At 33.3% G+C, this 19238-nt stretch carries 17 protein-coding genes and 1 tRNA gene; 6 read left to right on the forward strand and 12 right to left on the reverse strand.

All coding sequences use genetic code 11. From position 1 onward, the window contains the following. Both ACRPLY_RS26230 and ACRPLY_RS26235 read right to left on the reverse strand, forming a co-directional pair. A partial coding sequence (locus ACRPLY_RS26230; RefSeq protein WP_432232187.1) for a tandem-95 repeat protein occupies nucleotides 1–2453 on the reverse strand: 2453 nt, incomplete at its 3' end. A 176-nt stretch (nucleotides 2454–2629) separates the two neighbouring features. Next, entirely contained in the window at nucleotides 2630–3523 is an 894-nt protein-coding gene (locus tag ACRPLY_RS26235; RefSeq protein WP_432232188.1) for a transcriptional regulator, read from the reverse strand. Nucleotides 3524–4515: 992 nt separating this feature from the next. Between ACRPLY_RS26235 and ACRPLY_RS26240 the strand changes: the two genes are divergently transcribed. From ACRPLY_RS26240 to ACRPLY_RS26255, 4 genes are all read left to right on the forward strand, one after another. Further along, nucleotides 4516–5904 carry a replication initiation protein gene (locus tag ACRPLY_RS26240; protein WP_154992586.1) on the forward strand — a complete coding sequence of 463 codons (1389 nt, stop codon included), beginning with the start codon at nucleotides 4516–4518 and terminating at the stop codon, nucleotides 5902–5904. A gap of 168 nt (nucleotides 5905–6072) precedes the next feature. Next, a complete protein-coding gene (locus ACRPLY_RS26245) occupies nucleotides 6073–7014 on the forward strand; it encodes a tyrosine-type recombinase/integrase (RefSeq protein WP_432232189.1) in 942 nt (313 codons plus the stop codon). A gap of 1056 nt (nucleotides 7015–8070) precedes the next feature. Then, nucleotides 8071–8646: a MerR family transcriptional regulator gene (locus ACRPLY_RS26250; RefSeq protein ID WP_432232190.1), complete on the forward strand. Its 576-nt coding sequence runs from the start codon at nucleotides 8071–8073 to the stop codon at nucleotides 8644–8646. Nucleotides 8647–9258: 612 nt separating this feature from the next. Then, nucleotides 9259–9930 (forward strand): sulfotransferase family 2 domain-containing protein, encoded by a 672-nt coding sequence (locus ACRPLY_RS26255; protein ID WP_432232191.1) that lies wholly within the window; start codon nucleotides 9259–9261, stop codon nucleotides 9928–9930. Nucleotides 9931–10061: 131 nt separating this feature from the next. Here the strand turns inward: ACRPLY_RS26255 and ACRPLY_RS26260 are convergent, their stop codons facing one another. From ACRPLY_RS26260 to ACRPLY_RS26280, 5 genes are all read right to left on the reverse strand, one after another. Further along, complete coding sequence (locus ACRPLY_RS26260) at nucleotides 10062–10406, reverse strand: hypothetical protein (RefSeq protein ID WP_432232192.1); 345 nt, start codon at nucleotides 10404–10406, stop codon at nucleotides 10062–10064. 69 nt (nucleotides 10407–10475) lie between these two features. Beyond that, nucleotides 10476–10898 (reverse strand): hypothetical protein, encoded by a 423-nt coding sequence (locus ACRPLY_RS26265; protein ID WP_432232193.1) that lies wholly within the window; start codon nucleotides 10896–10898, stop codon nucleotides 10476–10478. Next, nucleotides 10898–11155 carry a hypothetical protein gene (locus ACRPLY_RS26270; protein WP_049166427.1) on the reverse strand — a complete coding sequence of 86 codons (258 nt, stop codon included), beginning with the start codon at nucleotides 11153–11155 and terminating at the stop codon, nucleotides 10898–10900. The genes ACRPLY_RS26265 and ACRPLY_RS26270 overlap by 1 nt, the downstream gene beginning before the upstream one ends. A gap of 457 nt (nucleotides 11156–11612) precedes the next feature. Then, nucleotides 11613–11816 (reverse strand): hypothetical protein, encoded by a 204-nt coding sequence (locus ACRPLY_RS26275; RefSeq protein ID WP_223546852.1) that lies wholly within the window; start codon nucleotides 11814–11816, stop codon nucleotides 11613–11615. Between the two features lie 104 nt (nucleotides 11817–11920). Next, complete coding sequence (locus ACRPLY_RS26280) at nucleotides 11921–12082, reverse strand: hypothetical protein (RefSeq protein WP_176542911.1); 162 nt, start codon at nucleotides 12080–12082, stop codon at nucleotides 11921–11923. Between the two features lie 171 nt (nucleotides 12083–12253). Between ACRPLY_RS26280 and ACRPLY_RS26285 the strand changes: the two genes are divergently transcribed. Next, nucleotides 12254–12997, forward strand: coding sequence for a hypothetical protein (locus ACRPLY_RS26285; protein WP_432232194.1), 744 nt, complete (start codon nucleotides 12254–12256; stop codon nucleotides 12995–12997). A 1105-nt stretch (nucleotides 12998–14102) separates the two neighbouring features. Here ACRPLY_RS26285 and ACRPLY_RS26290 read toward each other — a convergent pair. Together ACRPLY_RS26290 and ACRPLY_RS26295 are read right to left on the reverse strand one after the other, a co-directional pair. After that, a complete protein-coding gene (locus tag ACRPLY_RS26290; RefSeq protein WP_098626681.1) occupies nucleotides 14103–14762 on the reverse strand; it encodes a DUF1796 family putative cysteine peptidase in 660 nt (219 codons plus the stop codon). Nucleotides 14763–14948: 186 nt separating this feature from the next. After that, complete coding sequence (locus ACRPLY_RS26295; protein ID WP_432232195.1) at nucleotides 14949–15683, reverse strand: hypothetical protein; 735 nt, start codon at nucleotides 15681–15683, stop codon at nucleotides 14949–14951. Between the two features lie 187 nt (nucleotides 15684–15870). On the opposite strand from ACRPLY_RS26295, the gene ACRPLY_RS26300 reads away from it, so the two are divergent. Continuing rightward, nucleotides 15871–16719, forward strand: coding sequence for a hypothetical protein (locus ACRPLY_RS26300; RefSeq protein ID WP_049166430.1), 849 nt, complete (start codon nucleotides 15871–15873; stop codon nucleotides 16717–16719). Nucleotides 16720–17269: 550 nt separating this feature from the next. Here the strand turns inward: ACRPLY_RS26300 and ACRPLY_RS26305 are convergent. From ACRPLY_RS26305 to ACRPLY_RS26315, 3 genes are all read right to left on the reverse strand, one after another. Further along, nucleotides 17270–17467, reverse strand: coding sequence for an IDEAL domain-containing protein (locus tag ACRPLY_RS26305; protein ID WP_033580880.1), 198 nt, complete (start codon nucleotides 17465–17467; stop codon nucleotides 17270–17272). A 180-nt stretch (nucleotides 17468–17647) separates the two neighbouring features. Then, entirely contained in the window at nucleotides 17648–18259 is a 612-nt protein-coding gene (locus ACRPLY_RS26310; protein ID WP_014462076.1) for a recombinase family protein, read from the reverse strand. Nucleotides 18260–19168: 909 nt separating this feature from the next. Next, nucleotides 19169–19238, reverse strand: a tRNA-Glu gene (locus ACRPLY_RS26315).

Below are 19238 nucleotides of genomic sequence, written 5' to 3' on the forward strand. Positions count from 1 at the left end.
TGGCCATCTGACACCAACACTGTAAACTGATCCGTCCCATTAAAGTTCAGGTTCGGCTGGTAGCTAAACGTTCCATCTGCATTCACCACGGCCACTCCGTTGCCCGGTGCCGTTTGTAGGCTAAACGTTAACGGGTTTCCATCAGGATCTACCGCCACTACTCGGTTGATTAACGTGCTATCTTCCGCAATCGTAAAGCTCACATTAGACGTAATTGGGGGATCATTGACAGGGATAACGTTGATGGTCACCGTCGAAACCGCCGTTCCTCCTTGGCCATCTGACACCAATACCGTAAATTGATCACTTCCATTAAAATTCAAGTTTGGTTGATAACTAAACGTTCCATTTGCATTTACTACTGCTACTCCATTTGTTGGCCTATTTTGCAGCTGATAGCTAAGAGAATTCCCATCTACATCGGTCCCTACGACTGCTCCTACCACAGGGCTATCTTCTTGTGTAGTAAACGTGTAGTTTGGCACCGTCGGTGCATCGTTCACCGGCGTTACTGTCACTGTTACTGTCGAAACGGCCGTGCCTCCCTGACCATCTGAGACCAACACGGTAAACTGATCGCTTCCGTTGAAATTTAAATTGGGGGTATACGTGTAACCTCCACTATTAGTTACGGTAACTGTTCCGTTTGTTGGTGGAGATTGTAATTGGAAGGTAAGTAAGTCACCATCTACATCTGTAGCTTGTATCTGACCAACTAAAGGGGTATCTTCATTAGTGATAACTGCATAGTTTTGAGTAACAGGATTATCGTTTACAGGCGTATTGATTATGGTAACTACAGAGGTAGCTGTTCCTCCTTGCCCATCGTCTACAATAACTGTAAATTGATCCGTTCCGTTAAAGTTTAAATTTGGGGTATAGACAAATTGGCCATTAGGATTAACAGTTACTATTCCATTAGTCGGCCTCGTACCAACACGATAAGTTAGAGGATTCCCATCAATATCACTGCCAATGACTGTTCCAATAGCTACAGTATCTTCAGGGTTTGTAATAGTATAATTTGGAACTGTGGGAGGAGTGTTAATAGCTGTTACACTATTGACAGGAGAAGCACCTGATCCTGTTAATACGTTTCCTGGTGTACTTTCAAATTGGTAATTAATAAAAACTTGATTGCCAAGAGAAGAGATTGATGTTAGAGGGCCAGCTACTCTAACCTGATATGTCAAAACCCGAGTTTGATTAATATTTAATGTACCAAGCGACAAACCATTTCGGATATCTGCATTTGTCTGAGTAACTCCATCCACTTGCAAACTATTAGGAATAAAGGTTGTTGCTGAAGACAATGGATCTGTAGCTATTAGAACATTGGCCGAAGCTGTGCCGGTATTACTTACTTGGACTGTATAAGTAATAATATCTCCTGTTCGAGCAGATGTAGCATTAGCAGACTTCGATACATTTAAAACAGGCGCATTAATATCTACTTGAAGAGCTAAAGCACTAATAACGTAAGTATCTCCATTTGTCGTCCCACGTACGACGGCACTGGTTTGGTTATTTGATAACCGAGCTGAGACGTCAATATTGGTAATATCCCACCCCTGCCTAGCACCCGATAAGCTTCCTCCGGGTGTGCTATTTAAACTGCCAAATTGTCCACTTGTATCTAATACACCACTATCATTATTAATTTGAGAAGCAAAAAAGTTATTTATAGGATTATTCGGTCCCGAAACTGGTTGCAAAGCTGCAACCGTAGGGCCGAATTGGAGCTGATCACCTACTATAGCTGAATCCCCTTCAATAGCACTTACTAATAATCTACCATTTACTGTTCCTGTAATAGGCGTACCAAATCCAGTTACAGCTGCAGTAGAGCTTCCTGTAGATGAACTGGTCAATTCTGCTCCAACAAAAATAGACAAGTTTCGAGATTTCTGTAACGGATCAGCATATACTACGGCCAATGTCCACCCAGCTGCATTTGCATTGTTTTCTGTTGTACTTTGTGTTCCAGGAACACCCTGTACTGAATACGTACCTGCTTGAGAAATCAAATTTGTCACGTTTGCACTGCGCACATAATAAAAGCTTGAAGTTGTTAAGGTAAAACGTGTTGCTGTATCTGGCTGCACACTAACTGTTCTGATAGGAGTAATAAAAGTCACAGCGTTATTTAAAGCTGCGCTAACATCTTCTCCACCATAAAGATAGCTTCCACCCCATATTAATTCTGCATAAAGAATTTGAGTAGTGCTAGATGGGAGTCTTAAAACTGCACTAGAAGAGTTTTGCAGATAATTTGCCGTAGTTCCTGTAGGAAACGATCCATCTATGGAGCTTGGATTTACACTGAAAAAAGTTCCTATTGAGCCTGCTGTTCCAGGAGCATTAGCATTGGCTTGCTTATTTAAGCCAAAAGTGTTTCCTGTAAATGTAACAGCCCCATTAGCGTTGGTTAAAAACCGATTAACATATGGCATTTACTCACCTCTGATAACAAAATAAATCGTAACAGTATATGTAAAGTACCAATAGAAATGTGTATATAGACCCGTCTTATTTTGGGTACAAAAGATAATATTTTTCAGATTGTTAAATCGTAACAACGCTCGTTCTGACTTAAAATATGTATAAATAATATTATCTGTTTTCTAATTTAGGAGTCTAAAAAGTTATAAAAAAGCCTACTCCCACCGTTTCGCTGAACTTCTTTTCTACGCTCAATCACAAATATTCCTCTAATCGTTCCAAAAAAATAAGCTGCAAAGTTAGTTTTTATACGATTGCTTTTATAAGCAAAAACAGTCTCTTTAAACGCTTGAACAGGAAGGAAACTTAAATCTTCCAGGGGCTTTTCTAAACAACTCGCTTTGTAAGCTAATCGGACTTTTCTCCATAAATCATAAATATCATCTGCACATGAAAAAAAAGGTGTTACAGCATTTTTAAAAGATTTTGGTATGTAAGATGGTACATAATCAGACGAGAGTTTAAAATTAACATCATTACGTATATATTTATTTAAATCTTTTAAAGATAAATTATAGGTAGACTGTTTTTTTGTGTCTTTGCTCTTACTCTCCCAAGCGTTCTCAGTATTTTCTGTTTTAACATCTGCTTCAACATTAGACTCTAAGTCAAGCTGTAAATACTTAACCCAGTGATTAAAAAAAGGGTGGTTCACAAATAAGTGCACTGGATTTCCCTTTCCATTGTTACGAGGGCAACGACGATATACAGTAATAATTTGTCCTTGTTTTCGTAGTTCTTTTAAATGACGATCGATTGTTCCTTTTGACTTTTCGTAGGTTTTACCTAAATATGTACTACCAGGAAAGCAAAATCCTTTTTCTGCAGCAAACCAACAAAACCGGTCTAAAGCTTTTCTAGTTCCTTCGTGGAGACGGTAAAATTTCTCTCCGTAAAGGTTGATAATTTCTTTAAGTAATTTTCGTTTCATTGATTGATGTTGAGAACGGTTTTCTATGAAACTCTGATAATTTTTCATAGAATCAAATTCTTCTGTCGTAAGCATACGCGTAGTAGACATTAGTCTATCCTCTCCTTTTTAGGAACAAAAAAAGACATCGCATCCCAGAAAATAGGAAAACGATGTCGGATTTTTTGATAGACTACGCCCTTGAAATAAATTTAATTATCCGATAAAATAAAGGCGTAACTAAATTTATGTATTAGGACTTCGACAGGTGTTTTCCCTAGCTGTTTTAGGGTGAACGGTGTAAGGGTGTTGGCGCACCACTTGCACACGTTGGAGTCTTTTTATATTCCGCACTGTTTTGGTGACTCTATTATACCGTCTATTAATCTTATAATTCAATAAGAATTCGTGAACTCCTCATAAAACCTCTGTAGATCTCTTTACTTATGATTAAAAATGTCTTCGCTTGGATATACTGCTAATGTTCTAAAAACCTCACTCCAAATGGATTCCTTTACTTAATTATTAATCTTTAAAGTTATAAAGTAAAAAAACAACTACTCTCTTATGTTGTTTTACTGTTTTATATATTGTTTTATATATTTGTTTTATTGTTTTATTGTTTTAGAGGGCCTATAGACACTGATATTACAAGGTTTATAAGCCTAAACTATCACTAATTTTGCGCGAACTATCACTAATTTTGCGCGAACTATCACTAATTTTGCGTGAAACTATCACTAATTTTGCGTGAAACTATCACTAATTTTGCGCGAACTATCACTAATTTTGCGTTGGAAATGCAATTATGGCTTAACTATCACCAATTTTGCGTGGACAATATAAAAATGCTTTAAGTATCACTAATTTTGCGTTGGAAATGCAGACACGCTTCAAGTATCACCAATTTTGCGCATTGAAGTGCAGACTGAGCGTAATAAATTAAGAATATATAAGGTTTTCAGAGTTTAAAACCTTCATGAAGTATCACTAATTTTGCGTGATATTTAAATTATAAGGACAAGTTGCTCTTCAACATGCAATTTACACAGTATCACTTTTATGATATTTTAGTGATAGTTTAGAAAAATATGGGGGATTTTATGAAGAAAACGACTGTCGTTCAACCATATGATCTGGAAAGTATAAATATAAAAAATTGGGTAACTAAATCAAACATCCTCATTGAGAGTACATATAAATTGTCTTTACAAGAGCAAAGAATTCTTTTAATCATGGCATCTAAAGTGCAGCCTAATGATGAAACGTTGAAGACCTATAGGTTTCGAGCTAAAGATTTTATCGAAATTGTAGGCAATAAGAAGGGTACTGGTTTTTATTCGTACCTAAAAGAAATTGTAAATGGACTTCAAACCAAAATTCTTACGATAAAAGAAAAAGGCAGACAAAGAAATTACAACTGGGTAATCACGTCTATCTATGAAGAAAACGAAGGGTACATAACATTACAGTTTCATCCTAGCTTAAAGTATCTGTTTTTAGAGCTTAAGGAAAAATTTACATCGTATCAATTAGAGAATGTAGTGAGACTCAATTCGGTCTATTCCATTCGTATATATGAGTTGCTTAAGCAATATGAGCGTCTGCGAAAAAGGGAACTCACTCTTGAAGAATTACGTCATTTTTTAGCTATCGAACCTACTAAGTATAAACAGTATGGCCATTTTAAAAGCAAAGTATTAGCAGTAGCTCAAAAAGAAATCAATAATAAAACGGATATCCACTTTGAATTCGTGGAAATAAAAACTGGTAGAAAAGTAACGTCCATAGAATTTATTATTACCAGTTCGCCTGCATTGAATGGTTCTAGCTCTACTCAAGAGAAAAAACTAGAATTAAATCAATCCTTCTCGAAATTAGAAGACAACACAAACAGCCTTGAGAATGATTTAGCAGGCTTAGGGGTTAAGGCAGAAAAAATAGAGTGGCTTTTATCAGAATTTACACAAGAACACCTAGAAAGAAATATAAGATACACGCAAGATCGTTTGATTACAGGAGATGTGACTCACCCTCATTCCTACGTAGTAAAAGCAATTCAAAAAGATTATGCCCAGGTCTCACAGGAATCAAAACGCATTAATTCTAAAAAGGCTGCAAAAAAAGAATTAGTTCCAGATTTTATAGCCCAAGATAGAGATAAACAACAAATTCTTAAGGATGCAACTTTAAAAGAGAAGCAAGAATCATTTTTAAAAGAAAATGGAACTCAAATAGAATTTGAAGAAAAGCTCTTGCAGTTTCAAGAATTAAAAAGAATGCTGATTCTAAGTTCAGATCAACCTACCCAAGAAGAAATAAAAAAAGCCCAAGAAGCAAGCTTACAAGAAGTCATTCGAAATATGGAAGAAGATTATAATAAACGTGAAAAATTAGGCTTAGAACCAAGACTTGTTAAGGATTTTAAAAATAAAGAGTTAAAAAAAATGTATAAAGACTTTTTACAAAGTAAAGTTTTAAATAGAACTTAGTTATAGAAAAAAGACGTGTAAAACCTTGCCTTGCAGCGATGGCTTTTACACGTCTTTTTTTGTGTTTAGGTAAATTTAATATACATAAAGTGAATAGAATCATTTTAGTGAGCTTGTTTAATGTTTTTGTTATAATAATAGTATATTAAATTTACCTAAAGGTCAGGTGTGTCTTATTTGAATAACTTTATTTTGCTCGGAGCTTTCCTGTCTCATTTAGTCGAATCTAAAAAGAAGGCGTCTACAATCTCAATGTATAAGCATGATCTAAAACAGTTTTTTGAATGGTTAAATCAATCTCACCCTAATATCCCTTCAGAAACTTTGCCAGGAGACAAAAAATATTACGACGAATACTTTACCTATTTAAAAGAAAAAAACTTGTCAGAAGCTAATCTGAGGCGTGTAGCATCGCATTTAAATGGAATGTTAAAATATTATAACCTCACGGATAATATTGGACTTTTACAAGCAACAACAAAAAAACAACGAGAATTAACTGATACCGATTTTATAACTGAATCGGATGCTTCAATTCTTTTAGATTCAGTTATAAGTCACGAACATTTAAGTGATATTCAATTGCAGATACATAAATATATAGGTCCGCGTAACCATTCCATATTCATCTTAATGCTTCATTACGGTCTTACCATTAACGAAGTTGTATCTTTAAATATACAAGACATTAGCTTTGCACAGAATACATTAACGGTAAACACAAGCAAATCAAAACGCACCTTAGAGCTTTCTAAACATGATAAGAAAACCATATATGATTACCTATTAACAATCCCTCTGTTATTTAGACCTAAGGATTATACAAATGATCCATTATTTATTTCTTTTCATCCTCAAAAAATGGTTTATTGGTATGATTACAATTTAAATCAGCCTAAAAGGATTAGTATAATTGGTACAAAACGTATGATTGAAAGAGAAGTCAAACGTTCAGGCATCCAAGCAATTGTAAGATCTACTCACTTTCGAAACAGTTGTATACTTAACAAAATCCATGATGGATATTCAAACCAACACATTATTTATTACTTTGGACTGTCTAGCCGCCATGCTTTATATCGATTTAAGCGATATCTAAAGACAAAATAAAATATTAAGTTCAACTTATTTTTCACCAAAACATCTTTTATATAAGTAATTTTTATTTTACAAGTTAAACTTAATTTTATTTTCACCTTAGTTAATTTCAGAAAAGATCATTGAGTTTAACTTTAGTTGAACTTAATGATCCACTTTTTAAAATTTAACTGTTTTAAAAAGTGGATTGCGATGGAAACAACCTTCTCAAGCATTACAAATTTAGAAGTTGGCGGCCATGCCGTGGTTGTATAACAATGGATTTCTTGTAAAATAATCTAGAATTTAATTAGATTTATTATTCTTGGCTAAAGTCTAGAAGAAGTTCACTCTAGATTCGTTAAAAACCCTTTATTATCATTAGTTCATTGCATTTCTAGCTTTTGCTATAAAATTTAAATAACTTAGAAAAAATTAAGATTAATTTTAACTCGAAAAATAATTCTATAAGAATTGTATAAACAAAAAAGAAGTTCCATTAAACCAACGTAATAAATCCAGAAGATATAGGTATATAGGATTTATATTATCTTACACAAAATACTTAATGAGCTACACAAAATACTTGAATTAAAGTTAGAGAAAGTACATTCTAGATTCGTCTGAAGCTATTTTATATCAAGCTTTCTAGGTACTCTAGTTTCTTTGGACTTTAGGAGAGGAAAAGATGTGAATCAGTTGTTAACAAAGATATTTCTTAACAGTTAAAACTCCTTTTTTGCAGACATTGGCTAAAACAAAGTTTTAGTCGAGTAGAGTTAATGTTGATCCTTAAGTTGCTTTTTTTTGAACTTTATATATAATCTATCTACATTTAAAATAAACAGTTTTACTCTTGAAAAGTTTATGATTTCATCTAGAATTGAAAAGGAAGAATAAAAGGCCTAGCGAAAGAAAAAGAAAAATGTACATAAAAGACAGGAATATAAAGTAATTAATAGAATTTTACTAGAAATATAAATCTTGAATAATATCTCGCAAAAACGCATTCTAGAATTGCCATTAACACTGATATATCAACTTCAAAGTATATCTAGATTTTTATACAGAAAGGAGAATCCTAGAAAAATGCTTGAAAAAAATAAAGATGAAGTAGTCTATACTTTGAAAGACACAGTAAAGCTAACTGGATTAAGTGTAGATCTTATTCGCTTATATGAAAAAGAATTCAATCTCCAAATTCAACGAACAGAAGGCGGACATAGGCGCTATAACAAACAAAACATCGATTTATTAACTGAAATAAAAAAAAGAATTCAAGAGCAAAACTGGAGCTATAAGATGATAAACCAGTGGCTTCAAGGAGAAATTGTACCGGAGACAGTGGAAGTTCAATCAAACCTTGAAAAAAAAGTACAATCCCTTGAAGAAAAAGTTCAAGAGTTGCTTAATCGCTCTGAAAAAGATGAGCAATTTCAATTAGCGCTTATCCAACGACTAGATGAACAAGGAAGCCTTATAAAGAAACTTACAGAAAAACTAGACCACCAAGACAAATACATTGAAAACAATCTAGAGAAACGCGATGAGAAATTGACTAGTGCCATACGTGAAATTAGTGATACAAAAAAACTTATCGCGGCCGCCCAAGAAAATCTTGATTCAAAACCAAAAGGATTCTGGAGTAAGATTTTTGGGGGTTAATACGTTACTTAAAGGATAAAAGCAGCAGGGTTTTTTGTGCATTACAGAAAATCCTGCTGCTTTTATCGTTTATTTTCGATGAATAAATAGTAAATTTTAAGATTTTATGTTTAGTTGCCAGAAGAAATTTATTATTGTTAAACAATTCTATAAGTTCTTGAAGGGGAATTTACAGGTGTGGCAGCTTTTACTAATACATTTTGTCCATTTGATGGCATCCTATTTTTAAACACGTAAACTCTGGTTTATCCGCCTGGAGTACCACGTCCTCTAGAAGCTTTTCTTAGCACGATACTTCTTTCGTTATTTGAATCAAGTACCCAATGAAAATACCATAGCTGCCGTAGAAACTGCCTATTGGTATCTTGATGGCGTTCATCAAATATACAATGATTGATTTGCTCTGTCCAACATAAATATCGACCACTAGAAATTCTCCATTGTTTATGTGATCGGTATCTAATTCCTACGCAAGATCCACGGTTTATTATTCCTAAAAAGAAATTTGTGTCTTTGTAACATTTTTATTGTAAAAGATACGTAAAATTTATCAATAATCCATTTATGGAACTGATATTCTTATAGGCAATTAGAGGAGAGGTGCAATTTCAAATGGATGAAAAAGTTGTTATCTTTATGCACATTCCTAAAACAGGGGGAACCACACTTAATAATATTTTTAAAAAGTTCTACTCTGAAAATGAAATATACGATCATGTTCCTTTAGAAGAGATGAATAAACAGTTTAGCCAATTAAAAGAAGAAGATAAAAAAAACATAAAAGCTATATCCGGCCATCATTTCTATGGAATACATGAATTTTTTTCTCAACCCTATGTTTATTTTAGTATGATGCGTCATCCGGTTGAGCGTGTCATATCATTATATTATTTTTTGAAATCGTATCCAGGGTATTATGAAGAGAACATGAAACATATGTCTTTTGAAGACTACCTTGATTGGGACCCTCAAGCTACAAATGGCCAAACTAAACAAATTTGCGGGGTGAAATCTCAACTAAGCGTAGAGAAAGCGAAAGAAAACTTGCTGGAATTTGGATCAATAGGAATAACAGAAATGTTTAACGAATCGCTTCTGCTACTAAAGAAAAAATTCAAATGGGGAAATATTAAATATAAGAAGGTGAATGTGACAAAATCTCGCCCTTTGCTCAACGAAGTCCCCATTGATATCATTAAGAAAATAGAAAAGCACAATGAGTTGGATATAGAGCTGTTTCAGTATATAAAATCTAATTTCATCAAACAAATAAATGATTTATAGAAATAAAAATGAAAGCTCTCAATAGAAAGAGCTTTCATTTAATATATAAGAAAAGGTTACCTTATTAAAAAAATGCGGTATCAAATCCCATATATAGTTAGTTCAATTTTTTATGATAAAGGGATTATGTCTCATTTAATTAATATAGACATATAAGCTTCATACGCTTTGTATAAGGTTTCATATAGGTCTTTTAAATAGTTACGTGTTATTTGAATAATTTGAGGGCTCTTATCATCCTTTTTAAGCCTTAGCATTAAATCATAAGCCTTTGTCCTTTCTTTACGTACCAAACGTAGCAAAACCAACAAATCATACGTATGAAAGCATGAAAGTTCATTAAAAGGCTTCTCAACGTCCTCTAAGACCACAAATTCTTTAAGCTTTGGCCTTTTTATATTTAAATCAGCCCCACAAAAAGGGCAAATATTTTCTAATCCTTCTGTCCCACAATAACTACAATAACTACATATCAAGCTATATTCACCTCATTTACTAAAAGGAAAAGTAGGCTTAAGCCTACCTAACTAGCCTTAAAGGCTGTTTTAGCTTTTAGGGTTTTCCTTATCTAGCCGTTTTTGTCTTTGATTCACAATACGTTCACTTACAACCTTTTTTGCAAGTTTAGTTTCTTCTAACTCTTGAAGATCCGTTGTCATAATTCCCCGATAGCCATGGTGAAAATACAATCCATTCATGAATTCGATGAGAATTTGTGTGTTTTTATCGGCACTATTGGTTCCTAATCTAATTTTTTTTAGTTCGCTTTTTAATGCACCATTGAGATTTTCACTAACAGTTTCCGTAATGTAATCTAACGACCATTCTTTCTTTTTTTCTTCTCGATACTTTTTACAGATATCCATAATTGCTTCTCCAGGGAAACGAAGTTTATGTTCAGCCATATAATCTTGGATGTATTGATCCGTTTCTTTATCAAGTGTAATCATACGTCGTTGTGTTTCCATTACTCCTCTACATCTCCCATCAGTTCATAGATAATATCGTTCATCTTTTCAATTGATATCGCACATTGTTTCATCATTTCGATGTTCTGATGAACGATTGCTTCTAATCTTTTTTCTCTTTCTACTTGTTCATCAAAAAAAGCTAATATTTCAAATTGTTCTTTCAAGAATTGTTGACGGGACATCCCATTTTCTTTCGCAAGTGCATCAACTTTTTGCATAGCAACCCGATCAATATTTCGTAAAAAGATATCCATGAAATCATTCCTTTTCTATCAAATTGCAAAATTTCCAGTACGAGTAGAGAAGAGCATAAGGGTTTTTTGATATCACATGGCTGTGATATGCTGGGCAAAGCCCAGCAAAACAACGTTTTTACCCTCAAAAAAGTGACCCCACGAAAACTTCCAGTCTGTCGACCTGCTGTTGACCTAAAGAGCAAAAAAAGCGCATAATGTCGACCTAGTGTCGATATCAAAACTTACACCTTTTTGTAAATGTTGACCTACTGTCCACTCAAAGTACCCTCAGATCTTATGAAGTTTTAACGAGTTTTTGAAAAATTTCTTGATGATAATTCGTGAAGTTTTGAGAAGAAGTCTGAGTAGTTTTTTTATAAAAACCGATTGCTTCTTTCATCGAAGAAACGTTTAATTTTTGTAGAATGCTGCGTCTTTGAGTCTTAATTGTGTTCTCTTCTTTGAACAAAATATCTTACATTTCTTTAACAGAATGGCCATCAAGTGCAAGAGCAAAAACGTCTTGTTCTGATGACGTAAGTTGTTTCAAAAAAAGTTTTTCTTTAAGCATCTGACATTCTTCTTCAACACACTTAAGACGCTCCACTTCTTGTACTAAATCCGAAGCAACACTTAAAATGTTTTCGATACCTATCGATAATTTTTCGGTTTGATCCATGATAAGACCCTCCTATTTTTTGAGGGCAACCCATGTTATAATTAAAGTCCATATTAAGTTCTACATGGGGTGCTTCCTCTGCAGAGGAAGTGCCCTTTCTTTGTTTACTTTTCTTTTCTTACTTTCTTCACATGCTCTTCTAATAAAGCCTTTACATACTTCGTAATACTTGTATCATTTTCTACAGCTAAGAAACGTAACTCCTTGTGTAACTCTTCTGGAATATCACATGTAAGTCTTCGATTACCTTCTTTAACCCTGCTCATATGCTCTCCTTTTCAAGCAACGTATTTAAGTTGCAACGTTGCTTTTGGTTAATTTTAAAGGATATAATTTCCAAAGTCAATAAAATAATCGTGCTGTCATTGGACAAGCATACAAGCAACTTATTAGCAATTACATAACTTGTACTAATTATATAAAAGGAAGTGCATTAATTGAAAAAATCAAGAAAGAGAAAATACAGATATAACTATAGTTACTCAGTCCAATCGCAGGGTGATCCTTCGGTTAATGTTTATGGTATCTTTACTCCGGGTTCTGCACCCAGTGATAGTAATGGCCGGCAAAATAGATTTAATCGAGACATTGCCTCAGCTAATCAGATATGGAATAGTGGAGGTGAATGTAATATAAACTTTATTTCACAACCTATAATCGAAGTAAATACAGTAATAGATGCAACCAATTTAAGTACTAATGAAGCATTTAGAGGACCTGTTGAGAATCTCATCAATCAAGTTAAACAAATGAATGGGAATCAACCTGGCATATACGTTGTTTACACAAGTGGCAATAATTTTGCATCTCCTTCAGGTAATAGTCGACCTATAGGTGTTGGTGGAGTAATAATTGAGAATTTTAGAGTTGAAAACGGTGTACCTCAATTTACACTCTTTGGATCCATTGCATTGAGTAACAGAGCTTTGAGTGCTCCTTTTGCATTTGCACATGAAGCAGGACATGCTTTATTTACTCAGCTTAATAACCAACCTGTTAATAATGTATTCATGTTTGAATCTATAGATCCTACGGGTCCTTTTATTGATTCTGCAGGAAATATTGATACAGCCCACAGTAACCTTACAGGTAATCTCATGGCTCCTATACTTCCTAACAGTACTCCAACTATTAATCCGTTACAGTGTCAAAAAGCTAGCATGAGTAGAATATTTCAATAATCTTAATAGGAATTTAAGATCGTTATTGTTAAAGAGTAGAGATTTTTAAGTGGTTTTCTTGAAAATCTTACTAGTACCTTGTATAGACACTAGCATATATTGAATTAAATAAAGTTCATTTGTTTCAAGATACTCATCATATAACATGACAAGTATACAAACATTATTTTTATTAGAGAATATATTATATAGAAAAACCAACAAAAAAGTGAATTTCTCAACGTTTAAAGGTATGAATGCTTTACTTGTTGCTAATGCTGAGGACCTTGTAAGTCCCTCAGCATTCAGAGCCACTAATCCTAATATACTACTATTCCTATTTCTCAAACTGATACTTTTGTAAAAGTTACATTTCCAAATGAACAATTTGATATAGGTAATAATGAATATAATGCAGCTACTTCAACATTTATACCTGAGTTTAATGGTGTATACGCGTTTAATGCATCAATCTTCTATCAGCCAGATAATCCAAATATTGATTATGAAGTAGAATTAGTTTTTTTAGTAAATGGTTTATTATTAGATGCTGAGGTTGAGTTTCTTGGGGCATCTAGTCGTTTTGATGGTTTCATAGAGATCAATGACATACTTCAATTAAATGCTGGAGATAGAGTAGAAGTTTTAGTTGTTAGTACTACTCCAGGTAGAATTAGAGCAGACAACAGAATATACTTTGCTGGAGCTAGATTCCCCTCTACAAAACAATAATTTAATTTTATAATTATACCCATAGTTAACATAATCAATTTTTCCGGAAGACATCACAAAAAAGAAACCTCTTGGGAGAAGGGTTCTAGATGAGGCCTTGTTTCTTCTTTATGCAGCTTTTTATACACCCTTGATTTATCAACGTTAAACGTATAAATCAAAAGCAGGGAGATGAATAAAAAGCGCACCTTTTATTCATATGCTCATACATAAAAACACAGTATTTATTGTAATATTATTTTTTTATGTTACATTATGTAAAAATAACATTATTATTTACTTGCTGTGTTATTCATTCTTCGACGAGTGTGAATCATAAAAAAGCAACCTCTCTCCAATGCCAATAGGTATGAGGTTGCTTCTCTTATTTTGAAACTCTTCTTATGCTTTCATTTTATTGTTTTCTAGAACTTAATGTTATACCTTCTAAAACATAATTCCATGTTTCCAGGTCATTAGGGAGTCTCGGTACTTTGACTGCACATACTTTATCAATTCCCCAATTAATTTCACTTACACCCTTGAATCCTTCTTCAGGGCATAGAATAAGAATATTAAAATTACCTTTAACAATCTGTTCTAAAATTGCTTGTAATTCTAAAGATTGCTCATAGGTAGCAGCCCATCTAATAAATAAAACAGATTCAGAAGTTGTGATTTTTTCTATAAAACGATTAATTCGATTTGTAAGTTTTTCTTTATAGGAGGTGTATGTGGCACTCCAATGTTGATGTGGAATGATTGGGAAATCGTGGACTGAAATAATATTATAATGAGTATCCTCTATTAAATAAGATTGCACCCCTTCAATTAAGACCCCATCATCGGCAAATGCAAACGCTCCATCAGTTAGTTGCATGTTTTCAAGTTCCATAAAATTGTTGAATTTATTTTTCAGTAACCTATTAACATCAGAAAGTGATAGAGATACACTCCAGTCTAGTGGTCCAGAGAATGTCCTTAAATTTAAGCGTTTTAATTCCATTGCAGGATTACAAGCACTCCCTAAGCTAACAATTACATCGTATGATCCCTTAATTTCTTTTAGGTTCAATAGAATTCTCCTTTTTTATGACCTACTATATTAAATAATGAATTGTACTAGTTGTAAAAAATATTAAATGCAAAAGTAAATTTACAGGTGAAAAAATTCCTTTTTAAACATTCTTTAAGTGCTAATAGTTTGTTTTATAACCTTTCGTTTATATATATATCATGCACTACTTTTAAACTAGTTGATTTAATTAAAATATTTATAGAATAAACTATCGGGTACATTGGGCTTTTTAGGTTGATAACTTCTCATAACGCACATTGGACATTCAGAAATAAAATAATTTGTAACTTTAGGGTCGTCGTAACCGTCCCTATGGAGCCAAGCATGAAACATAGAGCCTATAAGCAGGCCGACAGTTACATTCGGTTGTTGGAGTTGATATACATTAACAATCATAGATAACGGAGTTTGAGTCTTAATGACTGTCGGTGGTAATTGTATGGTTATGGGAGAAGGGGTGTATATCCAATCTATCCTAGCTCTTTGGGATCGGCGAAACCCATTGTCTTTAATGACTTCTGTCAATTGTTCCATAGCTAAATCTGTGGCCTGTTTTCCGTCTGTAACATTAACACCAAAATAGCGTAAAGGCTGTAAGTTTTTCACCGCATATGTGTTCGTACAATCAGCCAATTGTGATACACCATTATTAAATCCATTGTTCCATTTTTGTGTTAAATGCAACGACCAGTTAAATAATACACCTTTAATAGTGTCTTGAATTTTTTGTACCTGGTCTGGAGTAAACTGCTTGGAAATATCAAAGAAAATAGTTGCTGGTAAGTCAGAGATGCCTTGGGGGATAGGGACTGTAAAAGCTATTTCTCTATAAATTTGTAGTGGAAGGTATTGTAAGAACTCTTTATCTTGATTTTTTTGAATAGATTTCTCTAAATTTTGTTTACTATTGGTTAGCAATGTTATGTTCCCCTTTTTAAAAAGGTATTTATATGAACAGAATATGCTACCAATCAAAAAGAGTTTGGACATGCTTAAAAAGAAAATATTTATTATTTTACTTCTCTTAAATAAAGAAGCATTTTTATCATCGTACAAGCATTCCTTGATCTAATGAATAATATATCAAGAACAATAGACAGAAAGGGTGGTAAAAATAATTAAGAACGATAAAGGTAAAAGAGAAAATGACTGCGTTCAAAATCAACCAGGACTCCCACTAGCTACTACAGTTAATTTAGCAGTTGTAGGTGATAGTCATGTAGGTTTTTTAAACAGTCAAAGTATGTTTAATACCCTTTTGCAAAGAGTAGTGAACAATGGTAATAAACGATATATTATATTTGGTGGAGATGATGTACACGCTTTAGGTGCTTCTTCAATACAAGTAGCTGAAACATATTACCAACAGTTCACTAATATTTTAAATAATGTTTTAGGATCAATTCCCTTCAGATCTTCTATAGGAAACTGGGAGGCTACTAACAGAAATAACAGTAGAGCTTTATTTCGACAGTACATCAATCGTTATTTAATTGGCTATAGAGTTATTCCTGGAACACAAGGGTTGGTGCGTCATGTTTGGTTAGATAATGGTCGAGGCGGGGTATTTAGCCAGGATAGCTTAAACTTGCTAAGTAACTTAGATCCTAACTATTATTACATTATTGATTTTCATTGGCCTTTGAGAGTTCCAGGTATAACTACGGAAATACATGGTGATCATGTTATGACTCAAATGCAGACAAACATGTTTTTTAATGCTATACCCTCTAACGTAAGGAACAAAATTTTAGCGATTTTCACTCATCATGCACATAAATTTTTTGCTAACTCAGTTACAATCAATCCTAACTTTCCTAATACCTCGTTTTTTGTAACTGGATGTTCAGGGGACTATGCATGTATATCCAGCGAGAGAGGATACTATGAATTAAATTTAACAGTCCAAAATAATATAGCTACTTTGCAAACCATAAAAACTCGCGTTCAATAGCTTGAGGAATAAAGAAGACTACATTAAGAGTAGGTAGGGTAACCTTAGGCAACTTTCCATTCTCAAAATGCAAAAATCGCCAGCTTATATAACTAGCGAAAAGCTGCATTTATTATTTCATTTGTATAAGTTTACTTTTTATAACATATTATCTCCTTCATCTCACAACTTACTATTTCTTAGTACGTATGATCGTGTTACATTAAAAGATAAAACTATTCCTTTGATCTTTAAGGAAGATAGTTTTATCTTCTTTTTACAATATGTCTCCATCAATCCGGAAAGGGAGGATTTTATGAGTAACATTATTAACTTTAATAAGTTTCAAAGACATAAAATAATGAAGAAATTTCTTCGTTGCGCTTTAGTAACAGGAGCAATTATAATCTGCTGCATGCTTGCTTATTTACTAATCTTAATAGAAATATATTTTCCTGCTCATTATCCCATTTATATTGAAGCTAAACCATAATAATTGTGTTCTTAACCTCTTATGAAAGATACTCAGTCTGGTTTGTTTATATAATGACTTCCTATTTCTAATTATTTACTAAGATACAAATTTTAGTTCATCCGTTAAACGCAAAAAAGCTTCTTTGTCTTTATTCTTTAAGGACTGATCAATTTCTTCAAGAATTTTACCTCTTTTGAATTGTTTCGCTACTTGACTTAAAAACAATTCAGCTAATATTTCATCAGATATATTTTTTTCAAGTTGACTCATTTCGTTGGATATATTATTTTCCATAAACGATTAACCCCTTTATCATTTCTCTTTTAAAAATAGTGTTTCCTTTTTTCATTGTTTTAATACGAGGTTAATAGATAAATTAGTACATAGAAGAATGTGGAATAAAAGATATCTTGACACAAAGAATAATATTTATTTCAAAGCTCTAAGGGTAAAACATAAACTAGCTTAAACAGTTTACATATTCATTGCATCCTCATGTTGTTTTACTAATTTATAAAACGTTGTCTTTTTTACATTCGCTTCCTTCATTGCCTGTACGGCTGTAATTTCATTTCGTTTCCAACGGTTATAAGCCTCAATAAAATCTTGGCTAACTTGGGCTTTAGGACGGCCAAAAGATATACCACTCTTCAGCGCAGCATTAATTCCTTCTCGCTGGCGTTTACGAATACGATCTCGTTCTTCTTGCGCCATCCAGGACAAAATTTGAAGAACCAAATCTGCAATAAAGGTTCCCAAACTATCCTTATACTGAGTCGTATCCAGCAAAGGCATATCCAAGACAACAATGTCTGCCTCAATTTCTTTCGTAATAGCATTCCACTCTTGTAAAATTTCTTCTTTGTTACGACCAAAACGATCTAGTGAATGAATGTAAAGAATATCTCCTTTACGAATCATTCGTTTTAGTAATTGGTACTGTTCTCTATTGAAATTTTTTCCACTTTGTTTATCCATGAAAATATCTCGAGGAGATATGCCCACTTCTTCCATGGACTGAAGTTGTCGTCCTTCATTTTGATCTCGGCTGCTTACACGGATATATCCAAATTTTCTATTTTCCATTTTTATACTCCCTTTTGTGTCTATCTTCTTTTTATTCTACCAAAAACGTTCGCAAAAGTGTATGAGATAAAGAGAACGTTCGTAATTATTTTTCTTACTTAAACGAACGATAAAAACAGTAGATTTCTTATATAAAAGGAAAGTTCGTAAAAGTATACCTTTACGAACTTTCCTTTTATATATTTATTAAATGTATAGAAGTATTTCCTTAGTGATTTAAACATTAGCCAAATAACTATGTCATGAACAATACATAGGAAATTGATATTATATCCCCTATTAAATTAATGTGATAAGAAGAAAGGTCTAAATTTATGCAGAGATTATTTAATTACAGCATTTATTAATAAAAAACATTAAATTATATGTCTTTAACGTGCAGAGAAACGCTCTGTAAGGAATTTAACTTTTGTTTTACACACAATGGGGGGATTAGATACAAATTTTCAGCAATTAAGAAAAGAGATTAGCACAACTTTTATAAAGGCATTTATATTAAGGAGAATATTTTATTTAAGATTTTAAGTTATTAATACATAAAATGGTGGAGATCTTTAAACATTGTTTCTCGTTACAGAAGAGTCCATTCGGTTAAGGTCTATGAAAGTTGACCGTTTTTTGGTCATCACCTGTTTGTTCGAATCATCCTCTAAAGACCCAGTACCATCACATTGTACTATTGAGCAGATTCAAAGAACGCTTTTTCCGTTACGTCTCCTTCAACATCAGCAGCTTCTGCTGATCCAGAAGAACCTCCTAAATTCGGTAGAGCTAATGGAGTCGCTAACTAAGTAACTAAACCTACGGCAGAAGCTACCACAGCTTATTTCGCTTTTCTTATTCAATCTCCTCCTAATTTTATTTAATAGAAATAAAAAAGCAGTTTGCAAATGCAAACTGCTTTTTTGATGACCCGTACGGGATTCGAACCCGTGTTACCGCCGTGAAAGGGCGGTGTCTTAACCGCTTGACCAACGGG

Origin of the sequence: Priestia sp. TGN 0903, assembly GCF_050846855.1 — a bacterium.
GTDB lineage: Bacteria > Bacillota > Bacilli > Bacillales > Bacillaceae_H > Priestia > Priestia zanthoxyli.